At 42.7% G+C, this 16,691-nt stretch carries 19 protein-coding genes; 2 read left to right on the forward strand and 17 right to left on the reverse strand.

Annotation, left to right across the window (positions count from 1 at the left end):
- Window positions 1-5 precede the first annotated feature (5 nt).
- The 8 genes from NST40_RS16600 to NST40_RS16635 form a co-directional block, all read right to left on the reverse strand.
- A complete protein-coding gene (locus tag NST40_RS16600; RefSeq protein ID WP_081387526.1) occupies window positions 6-746 on the reverse strand; it encodes a class I SAM-dependent methyltransferase in 741 nt (246 codons plus the stop codon).
- Between the two features lie 178 nt (window positions 747-924).
- Entirely contained in the window at window positions 925-1,899 is a 975-nt protein-coding gene (locus NST40_RS16605) for an aminoglycoside phosphotransferase family protein (RefSeq protein WP_342409734.1), read from the reverse strand.
- Between the two features lie 227 nt (window positions 1,900-2,126).
- Window positions 2,127-2,999 (reverse strand): AraC family transcriptional regulator, encoded by an 873-nt coding sequence (locus tag NST40_RS16610; RefSeq protein WP_076277029.1) that lies wholly within the window; start codon window positions 2,997-2,999, stop codon window positions 2,127-2,129.
- A gap of 241 nt (window positions 3,000-3,240) precedes the next feature.
- On the reverse strand, window positions 3,241-3,720 hold the full coding sequence (locus NST40_RS16615; protein ID WP_076277030.1) for a flavodoxin domain-containing protein: 480 nt from the start codon (window positions 3,718-3,720) through the stop codon (window positions 3,241-3,243).
- A gap of 33 nt (window positions 3,721-3,753) precedes the next feature.
- Window positions 3,754-4,605 carry a hypothetical protein gene (locus NST40_RS16620; RefSeq protein WP_342409735.1) on the reverse strand — a complete coding sequence of 284 codons (852 nt, stop codon included), beginning with the start codon at window positions 4,603-4,605 and terminating at the stop codon, window positions 3,754-3,756.
- 60 nt (window positions 4,606-4,665) lie between these two features.
- A complete protein-coding gene (locus NST40_RS16625; protein WP_076277031.1) occupies window positions 4,666-5,289 on the reverse strand; it encodes a TetR/AcrR family transcriptional regulator in 624 nt (207 codons plus the stop codon).
- A gap of 182 nt (window positions 5,290-5,471) precedes the next feature.
- Window positions 5,472-5,573: a sporulation protein YjcZ gene (locus tag NST40_RS16630; RefSeq protein ID WP_197069683.1), complete on the reverse strand. Its 102-nt coding sequence runs from the start codon at window positions 5,571-5,573 to the stop codon at window positions 5,472-5,474.
- Window positions 5,574-5,936: 363 nt separating this feature from the next.
- Complete coding sequence (locus NST40_RS16635) at window positions 5,937-6,446, reverse strand: GNAT family N-acetyltransferase (RefSeq protein WP_076184408.1); 510 nt, start codon at window positions 6,444-6,446, stop codon at window positions 5,937-5,939.
- A gap of 165 nt (window positions 6,447-6,611) precedes the next feature.
- Here NST40_RS16635 and xerS point away from each other — a divergent pair, with 165 nt between their 5' ends.
- Window positions 6,612-7,694, forward strand: a complete 1,083-nt coding sequence (xerS, locus tag NST40_RS16640) for a tyrosine recombinase XerS (protein ID WP_076130054.1) — start codon at window positions 6,612-6,614, stop codon at window positions 7,692-7,694.
- 701 nt (window positions 7,695-8,395) lie between these two features.
- Here xerS and glp read toward each other — a convergent pair.
- The 8 genes from glp to NST40_RS16680 form a co-directional block, all read right to left on the reverse strand.
- Entirely contained in the window at window positions 8,396-9,658 is a 1,263-nt protein-coding gene (gene glp, locus NST40_RS16645) for a gephyrin-like molybdotransferase Glp (RefSeq protein WP_342409736.1), read from the reverse strand.
- 168 nt (window positions 9,659-9,826) lie between these two features.
- Window positions 9,827-10,333 carry a DUF4178 domain-containing protein gene (locus NST40_RS16650; protein ID WP_076130052.1) on the reverse strand — a complete coding sequence of 169 codons (507 nt, stop codon included), beginning with the start codon at window positions 10,331-10,333 and terminating at the stop codon, window positions 9,827-9,829.
- A gap of 14 nt (window positions 10,334-10,347) precedes the next feature.
- Window positions 10,348-10,752 carry a DUF350 domain-containing protein gene (locus NST40_RS16655; protein ID WP_036687618.1) on the reverse strand — a complete coding sequence of 135 codons (405 nt, stop codon included), beginning with the start codon at window positions 10,750-10,752 and terminating at the stop codon, window positions 10,348-10,350.
- Window positions 10,753-10,875: 123 nt separating this feature from the next.
- The gene (locus tag NST40_RS16660) at window positions 10,876-11,544 is read right to left on the reverse strand and encodes a PspA/IM30 family protein (RefSeq protein WP_342409737.1); all 669 of its coding nucleotides are present in this window, start codon (window positions 11,542-11,544) and stop codon (window positions 10,876-10,878) included.
- Window positions 11,545-11,614: 70 nt separating this feature from the next.
- Window positions 11,615-11,953, reverse strand: coding sequence for a hypothetical protein (locus NST40_RS16665; protein WP_076279329.1), 339 nt, complete (start codon window positions 11,951-11,953; stop codon window positions 11,615-11,617).
- Between the two features lie 24 nt (window positions 11,954-11,977).
- Window positions 11,978-12,910, reverse strand: coding sequence for a dihydroorotate dehydrogenase (locus NST40_RS16670; RefSeq protein WP_076098788.1), 933 nt, complete (start codon window positions 12,908-12,910; stop codon window positions 11,978-11,980).
- Window positions 12,903-13,607 carry a dihydroorotate dehydrogenase electron transfer subunit gene (locus tag NST40_RS16675; protein WP_341002932.1) on the reverse strand — a complete coding sequence of 235 codons (705 nt, stop codon included), beginning with the start codon at window positions 13,605-13,607 and terminating at the stop codon, window positions 12,903-12,905. The genes NST40_RS16670 and NST40_RS16675 overlap by 8 nt, the downstream gene beginning before the upstream one ends.
- Window positions 13,608-13,694: 87 nt before the next feature.
- On the reverse strand, window positions 13,695-14,729 hold the full coding sequence (locus NST40_RS16680) for an NADH:flavin oxidoreductase/NADH oxidase (protein WP_076218217.1): 1,035 nt from the start codon (window positions 14,727-14,729) through the stop codon (window positions 13,695-13,697).
- Window positions 14,730-14,916: 187 nt separating this feature from the next.
- On the opposite strand from NST40_RS16680, the gene NST40_RS16685 reads away from it, so the two are divergent.
- Entirely contained in the window at window positions 14,917-15,798 is an 882-nt protein-coding gene (locus NST40_RS16685; RefSeq protein ID WP_076184412.1) for a polysaccharide deacetylase family protein, read from the forward strand.
- 100 nt (window positions 15,799-15,898) lie between these two features.
- On the opposite strand, the gene NST40_RS16690 is transcribed toward NST40_RS16685, so the two are convergent.
- Window positions 15,899-16,555, reverse strand: coding sequence for a 3D domain-containing protein (locus tag NST40_RS16690; RefSeq protein ID WP_076277037.1), 657 nt, complete (start codon window positions 16,553-16,555; stop codon window positions 15,899-15,901).
- Window positions 16,556-16,691: the final 136 nt, after the last annotated feature.

The following is a 16,691-nucleotide window of genomic DNA, read 5'->3' on the forward strand; positions in this document are numbered from 1 at the left end:
TTCGACTAACATTTCCTACAAACACTAATGATAGATGAAGATGACAGAGAAAACGGCGTTTTATCCCAGTCAGCATATTGATGTTCGACGCAAAAGCCGTGACGAGTTAATAAAGCATGTAGCGTATTCGGATCCGTGAACCGACAAGCAATTCGGGAGGTCGTTCGCTTATACCCCCAATCACGCATCGTGACCCAATGCATGATATGCTGGCCAGCATCGTAACATTGGGTGCCTGATACCTTGACGTTATTTCCATCCTTATCAATAAATGATCCCCATTCTGTCTCCTCTTGATCAGATAAATCCGTTCCCTCCGGATTTCGGGTCTCAAATGCAAAGATTCCATGAGGTTGTAAATGTTTGTGAACGGTCGTGAGCAAATCGCTTTGATCTTGATCACTTAAAAATGCCTGAAAAGCATTACCAGTCAAATAAATCATCGAAAATCGCTTGTCCGATTCGAAGGTACGGGCATCACCTTCCATAAAAGTTACAGTCAGCCCTTTCGCCTTCAACCGCGCATACGCAATCATCGCTGAAGAGATATCTACACCGGTCATTGTTATACCGGCTTTCGAGAGGGGGATCGTTGTTAAGCCTGTACCACAAGCAAGTTCTAACACTTCCCCAGAACTCGATCTGGCAAGCTCAAGATAGAACTGATATTTGTCCATTTCATCGTCAAATTCAAGATCGTAATTTACCGGATCTTGAAATTCTTCAAGATTGCTATGTTCAATCAACACCATTCCCCCTTTCATTCCTTGTTAGAATATAATCGAAATAAATGCTAATCGACAGCCATCGCGCTTAACAGTATTATTTTTCTATTTTTTTGATAACACGTTTGGTGATAAACGGTTATAATCAATTTTCATCAAACATACCAGTCCTCGTTAGTTCAACCCTGAACGTTCCATTTTACATTTTATAAAATATACTTTCACCATTGAGGAAGGGGCGACAATACTCAGCGCATAATTTGGGCATTCTTTCACGCATCCAGTCATGAACATGTACATTCTCTATCTGGAAGACGTAATACCCAATAATAGCGACCAACATTAAACCTTCCAACTGCAGTAGATCATTCACTGTATTTTCACACTCTCTGTAATAACCCTTTAGGAAAGTATCTCTTCGATCGGAAGGCAGCATCATAGCTCCCATGGCTACATCAAGTAAAGCATAACCTTTTCCGAAAAAGCCAAAATCGATAAAACGCACCTTCCCTTCGGTTGTGATGATGATATTACCCATACACAAATCCCCATGAATAAGGTCCGGGCCAGCCTCCCCGCCATGGTCATCTAACCGGGAGTTGATCAATTGCAGCGTTTGTTCAATGACATTAGCATCAGAAGGCGTAAATAAATTCTTTTTCACACCCGAATGAATCACACGGATCATCCGTTCATTATAAGCTTTGCCTTGACTCGGGCGAATCTCCATACCTGAATGTTCGTACTGCCGAAAAAAAGTATGCAGTTCTGCTATTTGAGATCCCAGTTCTTTTACCAGTTCAAGATTGTTAACATCATTCATATTCATGTCTCTTCCATCCAACCAGGTGAGGACGGAGCAGTTTAGCAGTTCACCTTCGTATTCAATGATCGTAATAAGTTCACCCTCATTGTTTCTTACGGGAGTCTGTATTTCGTTGGTGCTCCAGCTTCCAAGCTTCTCAAGCATTTGCAATTCTCCAAGAATGCCGCTGTATGTATGTTGCAGACCTTTCATGTCCTCTATAAAAGGTTCATGAATGCGGAGTAAATATGATTTTCCCGTTCTGTCATTAACACGATAGGTTCTGTTCTCGTTATGCCTTAAGAAAATAATCTCAGGCTGTTGGATATCGTACCTGCCTAGTAAGTCCAAAAGCTTCTCGTTCGTCATAAGGGACTCCTTTAAAATAGAAGGATTCATTGATTCAATCTTCGTCTGAGTCATAAAAATTGAAATCTACTACATTCTAAAAATCATTCAATTCACCAATTGTACTTCTACAACATTTTCGAAATATCCTGCCTATAGCTTGACGAAGCTGCCGGAATGATTTTTCGCGGCAGCTTCGTTGTGAAAGGATATTCAGCGCTCAGTTTCAATAGTCCAACCAAACTCTTTTATTTCTTAGTGATAGGCACCCATATTTCACTTTTAAAATTTGGCGATGTGATATCTTTGTGCTCATTCCATAGAATTTCAGGCCCTTTAATTAGCTCATATCCCGATGACGGAGCCCATTCCGAATATATTCGCCCCCAGATCTCTTGTAGCGCACTCGGAAAAGAGCCGACGACTGTGAATACAGCCCACATAGAGGCCGCCACTTCCAGCTGATCCAAGCCATTCCATACGTCTTTCGTAGTGGCAACGCCAATATAATGATCGAACTCTCCTTTTTCCTCCATACGTCCTTCAGAGAAATTTGTAGAGGCGCTTATAAATCCTGAGGGTTCAACATCAGAAAATCTCTTCATCTCATCAATCATTTCCAGCGTCAACCCTTCATACATCGATGCAATCTCCGGATTGACCCCTTGGAAAATGATTGGAACCCGTTTTTTTATACCCATGATGCGAAAAGATTCTTTGTTTTCAATCCGGTAATTCATTTCATTTCCTCCTTTGATAGTCAGCTGAAACGACATCCGAGGGAACGCCTTAAGGGAATGTCCATGGACCCGAGCTTCTGAAGGACTAACCCCATGCATGCTATGGAAAGCCCTAGAAAAAGAATCAGGCGAATTATAACCATACTTCAGAGCGGTATCGATAATTTTGATATTACTTTGTGAAAGCTCGAGTGCTGCCAAAGTTAGACGTCGACGCCGGATGTATTCCGACAGAGTAATGCCTGCTAGGAAGGAGAACATACGAGTAAAATGATATTCCGAACAGCAGGCTATTTTCACAACCTCCTGATAATCAATGGGATTTGTTAGGTTCTCCTCAATATAGCTTATTGCTTTGTTCAGTTGTACCAGCGTATCCATGACGTTGCCTTCCCTCGTTAATTATAAGGTTATCAGAGATGGTTTTTATCTTCCCGACTTTATCTGCACGATTCTGTAGGGTTTTTTCATGTTTCGATGAACAGAGACTCAATACGAGGAAGTTACTCTCTTCTCACAAGAAGGACTACTTTTTTTGAATGTCAAAATCATAGTTAACATAATAATAATTATGTTAACTATGATCCGAAGTGCGTTCAGAAGCTCGATCGTCCACTCACTTTCACAACCTTTTCATAGCAAGAGCAAAACGCTCTATCGTCTCTTTTGATAACCCATTTACGTTCTTATTTTTTCCTTTTACCATCCGCAGTACAAACCGGTCTAGCAAAGTTAGCTTCTCTTCATAGATCTCATCTCCAAAAACTTCTTTCGTCACCGATTGGTCATATAACACTTCTGGAAACGCAGATTTCAATTCTTGTGAGGCCTGTTCACCTGTTGCTCCTGCACAAACAAACAATCCTACTCGTTTTTTCCCTAGTTCATTTTGATATTTTGTTGTAAAATCAGTCATTTGTTTTTGGATTTTTCCATAATAAATAGATCCTCCCAAGATGACCGTATCATATCGTTCCAGTGTCGGCTCTTTAGCATGCATCAGGTTAACTACTTCGGTTTCTTCGCCCAGTTGAGATTTTAATAAATAAGCCGCTTTCTCCGCACACCCATATTTCGAGGTATACATAATTATTGTCTTCATTCTAATCACTCCCTGCCGCTCGCTGGTCACATATTATCTTAAGGGTTCACGTACATGCTTTAACAAAATAACCATACAAGCAGCAATAGCTACAGTCATCGTCGGAAAAATTACACATTCGGCTATAGACACAGCCACACCGCTATAGATCATTGCCACCAGCATTGCCGTAATTGCTAGCAGTAATGTAACTCCTTTAAAAACAACGACAGTTGCCAGTAGGTACCCAAAAGGTTGTCTACGAATGACCATAATCCCCGTTACAATTGCTAATGGGACTAAGATCGCAAGATCCAAAACTTGAATTACCAATGTACTATAGTGCTCTAGCCCTTGTGGCGGTGTTCCCCCCAGTAGTGAATTCAGTATTTTCCCTAGCCAGAGCAATAAAATCATAAAAGCAATAACCATTAGGGAAAAGCCGATTCCTTTAGAAGGTAAACTGTTTTTAAAGTAAGTATGTATGGATTCTTTGTCGAAGGAAAATAAGGCTAGGATGAATGCGAAAAAACTTAAAGAAAACAACAGCACATAAACTAAAAACAATGAATTGTACATTGTCAGAAAGCTGTAGGATATGTAAGTATATAAAAAGTACCCCAAAGTGCCCGTAAGGAGCATCCTCCCCTTTATCGAGCCTTTAATTGTCATGATGAGCGAACTGAGCAGTAAAGGTATGGCAAGAAATAATGTAACTCCATCCTGTGCTTTAGCTTGTGCCGCCGCAGAGACAGAATCATGGCTGTACACTCCTGACCCCTGAAGCTTTACATCCTCGCCCCATATTGACGTGAAAGTATATTTTGTTCCATCACTTATCCCATCTGAAAACAACCCAACCGCTGTTGCAAACACTGCAATAACCGAAATCAACACCGACAGCACTACGACTTTCCTTATATGTTTTATAACACCCTCCCCTTCCTCCATGAAAATATTTAGATTTCACCTCGAGGCAATAGCAACCATTGAATCCAAATGACATGAAATCAGAGCTTCGACCTGATCATTAGGCAGATCCTTTTCGACAAGCAACCGCATAATTAAACCGAACGCTGCACTCCATATCACCTGAGCTGTGAGTTCTACGAAAGCTTCTTCACGGTTTTTTTGTGCTTCAAATCTGAGCAGGCCCTGGCAGAGCATCCCTATCGCTTTACGTTCCTGTGCAGCTCCTCTAAATAGAACAGCCGTGTAACTAAGAACAGCCGGTGCATCGTTTAACATGACATTCCGGTATTCTACACCCATAGAAAGAGACATCCTGATGAACTTCTCCAATGATCGTTTTAAAAGTGTATCTGGAGGTAATTCCTGCTGTACCTCTTGTTGCACAGACTGAAGCTCAGAAAGCATATCCGTATATTTTTGTTGCAAATAGTTCTCGATAATCTCTTCTTTGCCTTTAAAATAATGATAAATAATTCCCGGTGAATATTCGATTTTCTCAGCGATTTTTCGGATAGACAGCTTCTCTATTCCCTCTTCGGCAATCAATAAAGCTGCATTTTGCAGGATCAGATTTCTCATTTCTTCACGCTCACGTACTTTTCGTTGTTCTTTAGTCATAAATTCGTCTCCTTGTGGATTGAACACCGTTTAATATTTGAACATTGTTTAATATATATTTTGAATTATTTTATGTCAATCTCCTTAGTCACATGTATTCTCCTCCCCCAATGTACATATCGGACATAAAAAATCCGCCAGTCATTAGACTGACGGAACCTTTAATTTGTGAAGTTAAAGGATTACAGACAGAGGGTTTTAGTAATGATAACCAACAGGATAAACAGAACCAGAATAGCTCCTGTGGAAGTGAAACCACCGTATCCTCCTGCAAATTCGCCCATTGTTGACTCCTCCTTTGTAATTGAGTACATCATAAGATATGCAATATTGCCCTCACTGACTGGGTATTTTGAACACAAAAAATAAACCAACGACCTTTTTTATGGTGAATGGTTTAATAGATTGACATAATAAATGTTATGTTAACTACAATAGAGAGCATAAGATGCTCCCTACATCACAATTCGTATATGTTCTTAATCGCTAGCCAGTTTTATAAAAAATCACAATTTCCTGACCTTCCGTCTTGACGCTCTCTTTGTCATTCTCTACTGTCTAGCGCTCACTCGCTTAGCCCCTTTTTCAATCCATTTGCCGTTAGTAGCAAGCTCCTTAGCTAAAAGAAACCAGCAATATAACGGTTTTTATTTCTTAATCCTATTAATAGTTAATGTGTTGAAGTATTGGCTGGGGTTGCCTTGCTGTGGATTAAAGCGCTCTTGAAACTCTCCATGGGTATAGTCCCCGATCACTTTATGCCAGAAATCACGAGCAGGTATATTCGCACGGACTTGTGAAACCTTCCATTCCCCAGAGTACATATCAAAGAGCTTATGCGCAGCCCATGTACCTACACCACTTCGGCGGTATTTTTGCATCACAAAAAACTCAGTCATATAAAACTGGCCTTCAGGATTACGCAATAACCTGTCCACCAAAGCAAAACCAGCAATATGCCCGTCCACCTTAAACAAATATGCGAATTTATTATTTCCGCTACTCCAATAAGCTTCTAGTCCTGGATAGGCCGGAAATACCCCGTCTTGATTGACATCAAATTCTAAATAACGGGTGAAATCATATAGGTAGAACTGCATTAATCTGCTTATAGTATGCTTACGTTCTTTGGGAACCAGCTCAATTTCAAGTTTCATTATGTGCACCTCTGACATTTATGTTTACTTCACATCATAAAGCTTAGCGGCATCAGGAGCAAGGCTCGGACCTAGTTTCCCCTTCATTCGAAGTCCAATCCGGGACAAAACATGTTAAGATAGAAGGAAGAGATTTTATGCAATCTATGGAAAAAGGTGAATCACATGAGCGTTCAAAAGAACGATGACCGTAAAAAACTTGATCAAAAGCTACCCCTCATGCCCTGGTTCGTTCAGCAGTTTATTGATTATAAACGCCCTGATCTCTCCCCTTCCACACTGCTGGAGTATATCCGGGATTATGAATCTTTTTTCGGCTGGTTGCGTGCGGAGGGCTTATCTCAAGCCGGCTCAAATACCGAGATCACACTTCTAGAATTGGAAACCCTACATATGGACAGTATTGTCGGATACCGGTTGCATCTAACTACTCGCGCCGAGGGAACGAACACTCGAGTTACTGTATCCCGTAAGTTATCTGCATTACGCTCCTTATTTCATTATTTAAGTCAAATCGCCGAGGATGAGAACTTTTATCCATTGCTTAAACGCAACATTATGGCTAAGGTTGAAGTCAAACGAACACATAAGCCAAAGGATACTGCCGCTAAGTTAAAGGGTAAGATTTTGGAAGATGAGGAATTACTGGAGTTTGTGGGGTACATTTATGAAGGTTATGGACGGGATGTGGAAGGTAACAAACAGGCTTATTATTCGTTTCAATTAAATCATGAGCGCGACGCCTGTATTGCCAGCTTGATTCTGAACTCTGGCCTGCGTGTATCTGAGGTAGTTAATCTAAACGTAGACGATTTGGATGTTAACAACAAGCTGCTCTATGTCACCCGCAAAGGGAATAACGACGAAACGTTTAAGACACCTGTCTATTTTCGAGAGCAAGCTAAAGATGATCTAGCCCTTTATCTTAGCTTACGCCAATCCCGCTACAAAACACCCAAGAGAGAAAAAGCCTTGTTTATCTCTCTCCCTAACGGGCGTCAAGAAGGCAAACGTATGACCAAACGTGCAATTCAAGAAATGATTATTAAGTACGCTAAACGCTTTGGTAAACCGTATCTTACGGTTCATAAGCTGCGTCATTCTTTTGCAACAGATTATTATCTGCAAAATGATATTTATAAAACGAAGGAACAGCTCGGGCACGCATCCACCGAAACAACTGAGATCTACGCTCATTTAACGGATAAAACGATGTCTGAGGCGATCGAGCGGCGTGCCGATAATTAATCATCACCAAGGGGAGCTTATACTTCGGATGAGTAGCCGTTCTTCGCTAGTGCAGAGTTGTTATCGGTCTCAGCGGACCTTAAATGCAGGATTATCTCACATTTGGGTGGCTAACGGACCCCAAGGTCGCTATTGGCCTGAAATACGTAAATATGAGCTCCATTCTATGAAATAGCGACGCTGAGGTCCGAAACCCCGCTTAAAAGGTGATAAATAAACAAATAAGATCATCTGGGTCCTTAAGCATCCGCGGGGGATTAATCTCGGCAGAGGTGCAGGCTAATAACTTCAACCAGCAGAGCAGCGACTCTTCCGATAGGAGAATTGCTATGATAGTGTCGCCTACCCGGACATTTCATTCTCGCTTTTTTTTCAAATTTAAGTACAACCGGCGGGCACCCCTAACCCTTTTATTGTTGCACTAAAAACCCACTTACGGTACGCAAGTGGGTTTTCTTATTCTAGTTTCTGGGGTAAAATCTCCCTTTAAACCGGTTGTAAGCGACTATTGGGTTAGCACGAAAACTGTTTTTTGTTTATCTATTGTGAATTTTTCATATGTTGAAATGTTGGAAATAATCCCGTTGACCCAGCAATTATATGTTGATTTCCGTACGTGCGTGGATATCAAATACCTTTAATTACTCCAATACCTGCGGTGATATTTTGTTAATCCTCGATGGCCGGAGTACCCTCCACATCTAGCCCCGAATCTCCCCTGGCAGTTTGATCACTGTTACCTTATCTCCGGCAGATAGCCCTTTTTCTTCTGGGGGTACAACTAACAGACAATCGCTATCCTTGATCGTGACCGTTACGGAAGATTCATCAATGAGTGCCGGATAAGCAAACAGGCTACCGTCTTTAAATTCTAACCGAGCTCGCACAAATCTAGTAAAATTATTCACTCTTTTATAATCTGTACCGAGTGTAGCGCTCCATTCCGGTAAAAAAGGCTGAGAAGCACTTTGCATCAGTGAAATCACAGGACGTGCAAACAGTTGAAACCCAACGAAACAAGCCCCCGGATTCCCGGATAAAGCTAACAGCAGCTTACCCCCTCTAACCGCAGCAGTAGTTACGCTTCCCGGACGCATCGTCACTTTGTTGAACAACATATTACCACTTTGTTCGCGAACCAAGTCGCCCATGATATCATAATCCCCCACAGAAACGCCACCCGTTGTAATCACAAAATCATAAGTTTCCAGCGCCATCTGTACTTTACTTCTAGCCAGCTCCAGATCATCCACAATAGCGCCTAACATTACTGGAACCCCCCCTGTCTCTTTGACTAAAGCTTCGAGCATAGGGGAGTTGCTATTGCGGATTTTGCCAGGCTCCAGCGGCTCATGCACTTCCAGCAGCTCTGTTCCTGTGGCAAAGATGGCTACCTTGGGACGACGATAGACTTTCACGGTATGTAATCCAAACGCTGCAAGAACAGCTATATCCCCCGCAGAGATTAACCTTCCTGTAGGCAATACAAGATCACCTTGGCTTAATTCGAAACCTTGAGGTGTGATATTGCTGTTTGCTTCTAGTTTTTTTCGAATACCAACGTAAGTCTTTCCTTCCTCTTCACGTCTCTCCGTGACCTCCAGCATCACCACAGCATCTGCCCCTACCGGTACTTGTGCACCCGTCATAATTCTTGCGGCTGTTCCCGGAGTTATATCTACCGCAGGCACTGCGCCACACGGAATATTATCCACAATTTCTAACCATACCACTTGTCCATTAACACAGTTACGGGTATCCCCCGCGATAATCGCATATCCATCCATACTCGAACGATTAAACGCAGGAAATGGGTGTGGAGCGATCACTTTTTCAGCCAAATAACGTCCACAACACTCATCCAGCGATACGTCTTCTGATTCTAGCGGATTGGCATATTTGATTATTTTGGCCTGAGCTTCTTTTACTTGCAGCGCTTCACGCTGAAATTTATTATCCTTCATAAAGACCTCCGTTCTGAAACGTCGATGTTTGCAGTAATAGGTATTATTTTAACATGAGACCTCTTGAAGTAAAATTATAAACACAAAAGGCCACCATCCATGTTTATGGGCAGCAGCCTTTTCTACAATATTTTTTCCGGTATAGTGATCCGTTACTTCTCTACTAGTCTAGGATGCTCTAATTACCTTTACATCCCCAGGGATTATTTTCTCCCCTTCATAAAGCATAAACCGTCCATGTTGCCACTCTACACGCAGTAGACGTGAATCATCTGATTGATATTGCCACACATGCTGCTCTCCACCGTTCATAAATGGAGTTTGACCTGCAACAGCAACAAAACCTTCATATTCTTCCTCCAGGAAAAATGTATAGCCGTCGAGCTCAAGCGTTGCTGGAACCTCAGCAGGATTATCTAACCGCCCATCGATTGGTCTGTACAATCCATATTGCAGCTGTTCCCGCTCTTCTATATGAAGATAAGCTATCTGGCTTCCATCTCTAAGGGTCAGAACAACAGCATTACGGCCCCGATTATGTGTCCGGCCAGTAACTTCATAGGTGACAAGTGATACTTCACAAATGTCTCCGGGAGACAAATTAAGCATGCTTTTTTGAACTTCCTGAGGCGCTGGCTTAGAGAAAAGGTTACCTATACGTTTCCACATACTCAACTTGATCGTTCCTCCTACATAAAGGCAGTAATAATTAAAGCACCCGTAATTTGCAGTGAACCTGATAGCAGGCCATATCCGATTTTACCAAGCTGTGTACCATGATCCAGATCCAGCTTCCCCCAATTTGCTAGTAGAAGTCGAACCGTTCTTTCTAAAATTAACAAAAGCAAAAATGATACCAACGAAATCAGCAACGCATCTAACAAACTATTAGAAGCCGCTATCGATGAAGATAAAATGAAGGCCTGAGCTAAAAGCTTCATTACAAACCGTGTAGTCACCGCCATATTTCCAGCCTTTAACTCTTCTATATCGTTATAACGAGTAAAAAGTGAATCTATATACATCAGTACAAACAGCAACACAGCGCCGCTCACCGTCCACACGACCATGGACACCAGAATATGGAGATCCATTCTATAGCCCCCGCTTAATCATTTTGCATGCCTTTCATAAGCATAGATAAAGCGAAGAAGAAACGAATTTCTGTCTCCCCTTCGCCTGTGAACACCAGCCGTGAACCGGCTAAAGATCAAATGTTATTGCTTCTCGTATTGTTTCATCAGAGCCGCCAGTTCATCTTCAACCGCTTGATCTTTGTTCAGCTTCTCGAATTCATCATCCAGAGATTTATTGCCTGAACTCATCTCATTGCTGGCTTCAGCCTGAGCTTCTGCTTGCAGCATTTTATCTTCCATACGTTTGAGTCCTGCAGACGCTGAATCGGAACTAAATCCGCTCATTGCTTTGTTGATCTCGGTTTGAGCTTTGGCAGCATTATAACGTGCAACCAATGTCTCACGTTTGTTCTTCATTTGGGTAAGCTGTTTGCGCATCTCTTCAAGCTTGCCACGAAGGTTATCCGCAGAAGCTTTATTCTGATCAAAGCTGGCTTTGTATTCTACCAGTTTAGCTTCAGCAGCATTTTTCTCTTCCAGAGCGCGGCGAGCAAGGTCAACATTACCCGCTTGAGCTGCTGCATGAGCCTGTTGGGAACGTTTGTTAACAAGCGCTTCTTGTTCTTCATACAGCTGTTTGAATTTCTTCTCAATGGCGATTTGCGCCGCTACAGCTTTTTCTGCATCTTCTAAATCTTCGGTCATATCACGAATGTATTGATCTGTCATTTTAATCGGATCTTCTGCTTTGTCAATAATCGCGTTCACATTAGACATGGTTAAATCGCGCAATCTTTTAAATATAGACATGGTTTCATTCCTCCAAAAGATAATTTAATTCCTCACATGCTATCTTTTACGTAGAATTGCCACTACCGTTTCATATTTGTTGCGCTAAATATTGATTTACTTTTAAATTCACAATTTCCACGACTTCCATAATACCTTCTTTCGTGAGATTGTCGTAATGAATCCCCATCACTACTGTGACCGTCTTGTTCAGCGCTTCAGCTACTCTGATCGCAATGGGCTCGCTTATCGTGTGCTCTTTATGATGAGGAACCGCTGAAGTCAGTACTTTAACCTGCTCCCCCTCCAGATAAGCAGTACTCGTCGCACCAATATGCCGAACACCTCCACTAATTAAGAGCAAGAGATCACATCCGACAGCCGTCGCCTTCAGCTCAATATCCTCAGGATCAATCTGGTTAGTAGTCAATAGTATTCCCCTCACTACTTCACTTTATATAATGCCCCGTATTTCCTCTAGTGATTGAATATTTTCTTCAACCATAAATTGCTCAAGCTCTGCAACTAGCTGACTACCTGCACGCAAGTTCATGAAATTATAAGTTCCCACTTGGATAACTGCAGCACCTGCCATAATAAACTCGATGATATCCGTTGCTGAAGTGATGCCACCCATTCCGATCACGGGAATCGTTACGTTTTGTGCGACTTGATGCACCATACGCAGAGCGACAGGCTTAATCGCAGGTCCAGACAATCCAGCATATAAGTTATTGAATACACTGCTTCTACGGCGGACATCAATCTTCATTCCTGAGATAGTGTTGATGAGCGAGACAGCGTCTGCACCCTCCTCCTGACACATTTGTGCCATTTCAACGATATTTTCGGCTCCCGGCGACAGCTTTACAGCGAGGGGCAGTTTAGTTGCGCGTCTAACAGCCTGTACTACTTTTTGAGCTTCTGAAGTTTGGATCCCAAACGCAATGCCGCCCTCTTTAACATTTGGACAAGAAATATTCAATTCAATCATGTCTACTGCTGTCTTACCTGCACTCGCACGAGCATCTGCATCCCGCTGAATCATCTCAGCTCCAAGAACATAATCTTCAAGTGTGCCTCCACCCAGGTTGACCAAACGAGCGGTGTCGAGTGTTTCCCAATAAGGGCATTCTTTATCTAAAAATGCAGCTACACCCGGATTCTCGAGTCCCACACTATTCAGCATACCAGAAGCTGTCTCGTATACACGAGTGCCGGGATTCCCCGCTTTCGGATTGAGGGTTAACCCCTTGCCAGAGATTCCGCCCAGCAGAGACACATCATACAGCTTGCCATATTCACGGCCAAAACCAAACGTTCCAGAGGCCATTATAATTGGATTTTTAAAATGAACGCCAGCAATTGTTGTGTTCAACTTAGTCATGGAAAAGCACCTCCTCAGAAAGAAACACAGGTCCGTCTGCACAGGCCTTCTTTTGACCATCACGGCAGGATACACTGCAGACCAGACAGGCTCCAATTCCACAAGCCATTCGATTCTCTAGAGAAAGGTATACTTTCGTTCTACTGCCTGCTTCTTCAGCAGCAGTGCCTTTACGTTGAGCAGCTTTAAGCATAGGGTGTGGGCCGCAGACAAAGACATGATCATATTGGCTGAAATCCACACTATCCAAAATTAAACCGCCAACATCGACTACAAGTTCACTTGCAAGTGGGCGAAACGCTTCTGTCCGGTAAGCTTCACGGCTAAAGCCCAAAAAAATATCACTCCCCGGAAGCTGCTTCGCACAATAATAAAGCGGTGCAATTCCGATCCCACCGCCGATGAGTGCAACCTTCCCTTCGACCTGTGGAAATCCATTTCCAAAAGGGCCCTCAAGCTCTACCGAATCACCTGAACCCAGTCGTGAGAATATCTCCGTACCTTCCCCAACTACGTGATACAGAAATTCAACACTATCCTCGTGTACTTCATGTATACTTAAGGGTCTGGATAGGATGGGGTAAGCTCCCCATGCCCGTAACATGTAGAATTGACCCATTGCTCCGCCACTATTCGTCTCTACCTTAAGGTGATACACACCATCTGTCAGCCGTTCGTTACTTAGAACCGTCCCCACGTTATCAAGCTCCTTCAAATTTTATCTTTATTAAGATTGCCTTAGAAGGAGCATAAAATCTGTGACAAACTTCACACCGAAAATGGCCTAGCCTCTTTTCCAAATCCCACGTTCATAAGGTTTAGGTACATCATGTACGCCACCAAGCGCTTCTTCAGCATGTAAAGCCCAATAAGGATCACTTAACATCCCACGGCCAATAGCTACAAGCTCCGCCCTTTTTTCTGCAATGATGGACTGTGCCTCAGAATAGGCTTCAAGCCGTCCTACCGCAATTACTGGCACTTGTAATCCACTGCGAATATATTCTGCCAGATCTGCTTGGTAGGCTGGGCCCGCATTAGGTCCACCATTAGAGCCAATGGGACCTTCACCACCTGAAGACACATGGAACATATCCACTCCAGCATCCTTATATCGGCGGCAAAACGCCAGGGCATAGTCAGCATCATATCCACCATCCACATATTCTTTCGCGGAAACCCTCATGATCAAGGGCATATCTACTGGCACTACTTCTCGGATTGCTGCAACTACTTGTACTCCAAAAAGTGCTGGATCTTGTCCATATTCATCCAATCTGATGTTGGTCAGAGGTGAATGAAACTGGTGAATTAAGTAGCCATGCGCACCATGAATCTCCACAGTATCAAATCCTGCCTCTACAGCTCGACGAGCGGCAGCACGAAAGGCTTCTATCATCTCAAGGATGCCTTCCTTAGAAAGCGCCTGTGGTTGCTTAGAACGAACATCAAATGGAATTGCAGAAGGGGCTACCGGCGGTTCAGCATCGACTGCTTTACGTCCAGCATGACCTAGTTGAATGGCTATTTTTGCCCCATAGGCATGTACACTATCTGTGAGCTTACGATAAGCCTCTATATGTGTATCACTCCAAATCCCTGTATCCCGGTTCGTTATTCTACCGTCCGGATGGACTCCAGTCATCTCAACAATAATTAGACCAGTACCTCCAATAGCACGGCTTACATAATGAACAAAATGCCAATCATTGGGAATGCCATCCTCTTTATCCACCGAATACTGGCACATAGGCGGCATAACAATACGATTTTTCAGTGTTAAACCCTTCAATTCATAAGGTGCAAACAATTCTGACATCCTTGTCCCCATCCTTCCACCTGTCTATAATTGGCCCGGGAATATCCCGTTCTATTTAGTATACACGCATTAGGGTGTGCAAGAAATCTTTACCAGAGCCCTTGAAGAAACGGCATAAATTCATCCTTCAATGGAGATAACAATGAAGAATATGGTGATGATCAGGTAGTAAAGGAGGCATATGGGGATGTATGATCAACGGAGAGTCCAGAAACTGCTAGTAGTATTAGGATCAATCATTGTCCTGCTATTTCCAACCTCTTCAGCAGAGGTTGCTTCAGCCCCAGCTCAGAGTCAGAAATCCTCACAGGATCAAATTAAAAGTACGCAAACCACTGACGAAGACAAGGCGATATCTGCGGGAACTTCTACTACAAATAATTCAACGAGCAGCAACAATAAGAACACTAAGGGCTTGTCTCTGAGTCAGCTATTACACAAATATCCCGAGACCTTTAAGACCAGCGGTCCTAGGAATAAAGTCATCGCCTTAACTTTTGATGATGTGCCTGACCCAAGGTTTACACCCCAATTGCTAGATGTTCTTAAGAAATATCATGTCAAAGCAACCTTCTTCGTGGTGGGAAGCCGAGCTGAGAAACATCCCGCTCTAGTGAAGAGGATGATTAGAGAAGGACATGCTATTGGAAATCACTCTTATGATCATCCTCAGTTTGTGAAGCTAAAGATGCATGATTTCAGATCACAGATCATTGAGACCGAGAACATTATTCAAACCTTAGCCGGATATAAACCACGCTTGATTCGTCCACCCTATGGAGATATCTCTGAGCAACAGTTGAGATGGGCAAAAAATCATGGTTATAAGCTTGTAAATTGGAATGTGGATTCGTTGGACTGGAAGGGACTTTCCAAAACTCAAGTTAGAAATAACATCTTAGCTAATGCTGGAAAAGGAGCAATTATCCTTCAGCATGGTGGAGGTGGGCCGGGTAGTGATCTTCGCGGAACGATTCAGGCTTTACCTGAGGTAATCACGATTATGCGTAAACGTGGCTATTCATTCGTTACCGTTCCTCAATTGCTGCAGGTCTCTAAAAATAAATAAACAAGAAACGGAGGCAGCCGCTAAGGACTCCCTCCGTTTCTTGTTTAACCTATTTAACCCATTTCATATCTCTATAATAAATCTCTATATTTTTATCTAGCTATTTAACAATGTATAATTGTACATATTGATAACCAAAATCGGCTACAAAGCTTTGGCTGCCTGGGATAAAGATATCGATCCGGTTACCTTTAATGGCACTTCCCATATCGGTTGCAGTAGCCAGAAAAGCTTCTTTAGGCAATCCTGCGTGTGAATGTCCGGTAACCAATACTTTTGTTCCGAGAGGAATTACACTTGGATCAACTGCGATGGTTCCTAGCTTGAGTGGGTTCCCGAAATAATCAACGGCACCCCAGCCTCCATTCTCACTAGCCGCTGAGGAATAAGCAGAAGCCTTAACTTGTATCGATTTCTCGTAGTTAAAGGACTTGCCCCATGCTTCAACTGTTTTTGATTCTGGAGTAACATTCAGGCTTGGTGTAAGCACTGGAGTTTCTGTCGTAGCCACAGACTCTGCTTGCATTTTACTTGGGATCGTTATTTTAAGTCCATCGTAAATATTAAGAGCAGCAACGTTTGGATTAGCTTTCATTAAATCATTAACACCGACATTGTATTGCTGAGATAGAGTATAGAAAGTATTGCCTTCCTTTGCAATATGAACGCTGTCTGCAAAAGCAGGAGCGGTGTGCAGCAATGCACTAATTCCCATAACTGCAGCAAGGATTTTAATGGTTCTGAACTTGTTCTTCATAAATGCCTCCTCTTTAGATGGGCGTAAGCGGTATGACTTCCGTATACGCTCGTGTACATTTCCTGTACTTATGTACATCTTGTGTGATGTCCTGATGTATTGTTGTCATTTGTAAAACTGACAGGACTTAATATAT

The sequence above is a fragment of the Paenibacillus sp. FSL R10-2778 genome (genome assembly GCF_038593035.1).
GTDB classification, from domain to species: Bacteria; Bacillota; Bacilli; order Paenibacillales; family Paenibacillaceae; genus Paenibacillus_AQ; species Paenibacillus_AQ odorifer.

Coding starts and splice junctions, on each gene's coding strand:
- NST40_RS16605 (WP_342409734.1), bottom strand. CDS start 1,899: ATGACGAACGAGAAGCTTTTGGACTTACTAGGCAGGTACGATATCCAA.
- NST40_RS16610 (WP_076277029.1), bottom strand. CDS start 2,999: ATGGATACGCTGGTACAACTGAACAAAGCAATAAGCTATATTGAGGAG.
- NST40_RS16615 (WP_076277030.1), bottom strand. CDS start 3,720: ATGAAGACAATAATTATGTATACCTCGAAATATGGGTGTGCGGAGAAA.
- NST40_RS16625 (WP_076277031.1), bottom strand. CDS start 5,289: ATGACTAAAGAACAACGAAAAGTACGTGAGCGTGAAGAAATGAGAAAT.
- NST40_RS16630 (WP_197069683.1), bottom strand. CDS start 5,573: ATGGGCGAATTTGCAGGAGGATACGGTGGTTTCACTTCCACAGGAGCT.
- NST40_RS16635 (WP_076184408.1), bottom strand. CDS start 6,446: ATGAAACTTGAAATTGAGCTGGTTCCCAAAGAACGTAAGCATACTATA.
- xerS (WP_076130054.1), top strand. CDS start 6,612: ATGAGCGTTCAAAAGAACGATGACCGTAAAAAACTTGATCAAAAGCTA.
- glp (WP_342409736.1), bottom strand. CDS start 9,658: ATGAAGGATAATAAATTTCAGCGTGAAGCGCTGCAAGTAAAAGAAGCT.
- NST40_RS16655 (WP_036687618.1), bottom strand. CDS start 10,752: ATGGATCTCCATATTCTGGTGTCCATGGTCGTGTGGACGGTGAGCGGC.
- NST40_RS16660 (WP_342409737.1), bottom strand. CDS start 11,544: ATGTCTATATTTAAAAGATTGCGCGATTTAACCATGTCTAATGTGAAC.
- NST40_RS16670 (WP_076098788.1), bottom strand. CDS start 12,910: ATGACTAAGTTGAACACAACAATTGCTGGCGTTCATTTTAAAAATCCA.
- NST40_RS16680 (WP_076218217.1), bottom strand. CDS start 14,729: ATGTCAGAATTGTTTGCACCTTATGAATTGAAGGGTTTAACACTGAAA.
- NST40_RS16685 (WP_076184412.1), top strand. CDS start 14,917: ATGTATGATCAACGGAGAGTCCAGAAACTGCTAGTAGTATTAGGATCA.
- NST40_RS16690 (WP_076277037.1), bottom strand. CDS start 16,555: ATGAAGAACAAGTTCAGAACCATTAAAATCCTTGCTGCAGTTATGGGA.